Here is a 2,905-nt window from a genome sequence, read left to right as displayed (position 1 = left end):
TTGTCCAGCGCCCGCTCGATCAGTGTCGGCCAGCCCTGCAGATTCAAGCCGGGTGCGGCATGCAACTGGATCTGCTGCTCGGCGGCGCTGAGCAGCGCATCCTTGCGCACAGTGGCCAATACCGTATTGAGGTCCACTGGCTCGGCGCTGGCGCTTTCGGCATCGACCCGCGCCAGTACCAGAATTTCGCTGATCAAGGCTTCGAGACGATCACACTCGCGGGTCAGGCGCGGCCAGTAGGTCTGTTGTTGCGCAGGCTCGGCGCGTTCAGCCAGCGCCAGGGCGATGCGCAGGCGCGCCAGCGGCGAGCGCAACTCGTGTGACACATCGCGCAGCAGTTGCCGCTGGCTGGCGATCAGGCTCTGCAGGCGCGCGCCCATGCGGTTGAAGTCGTTGGCCAGCACGCCGAATTCATCACGTCGGTTGGCCAGGCGCGCCAGGCTGTTCTGCTGATAGGTGGTCTGGCCCAGGTCATGCACGGCGCCGCGCAAGCGGCTCAGTGGCCGAGTGATCGACAAGGTCACCAGCAGGCTGAACAGGGTCAGTACCACCAGCGCGATACCCAGTGCACTCAACGGCCACAGCAGGCTGTCACGGTGCCAGGCGTCGAGCTCGGGGTGCGGGATGCGGTAGATCAGCAGGTAGGTGTCACCGCTGGTGGGGCTGGTGTATTCCTCGGTGAGGCGGCGCCATGGCAGCGGCTCGCCGTTGTGTCGACGGGCCTCGAAGGCCGCGGCGCGGCGCGGAAAGGTGCCGGGTACTGCCGCCTCGCCACTTTCGTTGAGCACCTGCACGTCGATGTTGTAACGCCGTTTGCGGTGCTCCAGAAAACGCTGGGCCACCTCCGGGCCTTGCTGTTCGTAGCGCTCGGACCAGTTTTGCGCGAGGGTGTTGAGCCCGGGGTGGCGACTGAGAATCCAGGCATCCTGATTCAGCATATGGCCGAGCAGTATCGACAGCCCGGCAACCAGGGTGATGGCTAGCCAGAAACTGGCCAGGATGCGCCAGAACAGTGATCGCAAGGGCAGTACCTCAAAGCAGGAAAGCCGCCTGCTGGGGCAGGCCGGGCGGGGGTACAGCTTACTGGGCCTTTTGCGCTTTTTCAGCTTTCCAGGCTTTGAACTCGGCCCATTCTGCCTTGCGCTCTGCCTGTTTTTTCTTCATTTCGTCAAACTGCTTCTGCTGTTCAGGCTTGAGCATGCCGCGAATCTCTGCGTCGATCTTGTCATGCCGGGCTTTGACCTCGTCGTTCATGGCCTTCTGGTCAGCGGCGGGCAGCTTGGCCAGGTAGCGCTCGGTGATTTCGTGGCGGCTTTTCATCTGTTCGCGCATCAGCTGGTCGATCTGCTGGCGTTGTTCGCGGCTCAGGTCCAGCTGGGCGAAAGGCGCTCCACCGCGGTGTGCTCGCCGCCGTGGCGTGGGCCGCCTTCTGGCATGGCCATGGCTACGGTCGGCAGAGCGGCAGCGAACATCAGGGCGATAAGGGTCTTGCGCATGGTGACTCTCCTTTCTGGGGCCGGTCGTTACCGGATGTGCCCAGTCTAGGGAGATCAAGGTCAGTGGCCGTCAGGCAAGGGTAAAGCTTGGGTAAAGAGGTGTGGAACCCTTGCTGACATTGCTGCGACCGCGTTGCGGCCCTACAGGCTGTAGTAGTAGCCGCGGCTGCGCAGCGCAACGATACGTGGGCGTCCGTCGGGGTGCGGGCCGATCTTCTTGCGCAGGTTGCTGACGTGCATGTCCAGGCTGCGGTCGTACAGGGTCAGCTTGCGGCCCAGGGCGATCTGCGCCAGCTCCTGCTTGTCCAGCGGTTCGCCGGGCTGGCCGAGCAGTGCTTCGAGGATACGGCTTTCGGACAGCGTCAGGGTCAGTTCGCGCTCGTCGATATCGACCACCCCGCGGGCCGGGCTGAAGCGCAGGTCACCGACTTCCATCTGCGTCGGTGCCGCTGCCGGGTGGCTGCGGCGCAGTACGGCGCGCAGACGGGCGGTCAGTTCGCGTGGGTCGCAGGGTTTGGCCAGGTAATCATCGGCGCCCAGTTCCAGGCCAAGGATGCGGTCCAGGGGTTCGCCGCGTGCCGAGAGCATCAGCACGGGCAGTTCGGCGTGTTCGCTGCGCAATTGCTTGAGCAGCTCCAGGCCGCTGCCGTCGGGCAGCATCACGTCCAGCACCACGGCTGCCGGCGCGTGCTCGGCCAGTGCGCGGCGAGCGCTCTGGCGTCGTGGCAGGCGCGTACCTGGAAACCTTCCTGGGTCAGCCAACTGCTTAGCAGCTCGCACAGTTCCTGGTCATCATCAATCAGTAACAGCTCGCTCATGTCTCACTCAATTCAACCATTGCCGGCGCCGTCTGTGGCTGCCACTGGCAAAGATACCGCAGAGCACGGCCAACAGGGCAACTCCGGCGCCAATCACGAACCATTGTTGCTGGTCGGTGAGCAGTTTGGGCAGAGGATTGGCCTGGCTCTCCTTGAGTTGCAGCTTGAGCCGCTGGTTTTCCTGGCGCAGGTTGGCCAGTTGGGCGCTCTCGCGCTCGCTGTCGGCGTTGCGCAACTGCTGGCTCAGCACATCGCGCTGGCGCTCGCTTTCTTTCAGGCGTTGCTGCAATTCGGTGATCTGGCTACCCGCGCTCAATGACAGCGGTGTGCTGGCGGCGGGTTCTTCGGCCTGGGCGAGCGGGGTCAGCAGCGACAGGCACAGCAGCATGGACAACGGACCTTGACGCATCGGAACTCCTTGATTCCAATCGAGTGTTGCGTAGGTTGTCGGCAGGTAAACGAGAAGGATGAACATCTGGGCGAATTTTAGGCAGTAACCGCACGGTCAGCTCTTGATCTTGATCTTGATCTTGATCTTGATCTTGATCTTGATCTTGATCTGCTGTTGATCTTCCGTCCCCCAGGAGGCCG

The 2,905-nt window shown here is 63.2% G+C and carries 2 protein-coding genes and 2 pseudogenes; all 4 read right to left on the bottom strand.

The annotated features are described in order from the left end of the window. Positions 1-1,028 (bottom strand): sensor histidine kinase (locus G3436_RS25200; protein WP_163950832.1); only part of this gene is annotated, 1,028 nt, incomplete at its 3' end. A gap of 52 nt (positions 1,029-1,080) precedes the next feature. Then, positions 1,081-1,496, bottom strand: a pseudogene (locus G3436_RS25195) (Spy/CpxP family protein refolding chaperone). Positions 1,497-1,637: 141 nt separating this feature from the next. Then, positions 1,638-2,314, bottom strand: a pseudogene (locus G3436_RS25190) (response regulator transcription factor). Positions 2,315-2,321: 7 nt separating this feature from the next. Further along, complete coding sequence (locus G3436_RS25185; RefSeq protein ID WP_163950829.1) at positions 2,322-2,723, bottom strand: SH3 domain-containing protein; 402 nt, start codon at positions 2,721-2,723, stop codon at positions 2,322-2,324. Positions 2,724-2,905 lie beyond the last annotated feature (182 nt).

The organism is Pseudomonas brassicae (assembly GCF_010671725.1).
In the GTDB taxonomy this organism is placed as follows: Bacteria; Pseudomonadota; Gammaproteobacteria; order Pseudomonadales; family Pseudomonadaceae; genus Aquipseudomonas; species Aquipseudomonas brassicae.
This window is presented reverse-complemented; position numbering and strand designations above follow the sequence as displayed.

What these genes read in the sequence shown, in the direction of transcription:
- G3436_RS25185 (WP_163950829.1), bottom strand. Translation starts at nt 2,723, where the DNA reads ATGCGTCAAGGTCCGTTGTCCATGCTGCTGTGCCTGTCGCTGCTGACC.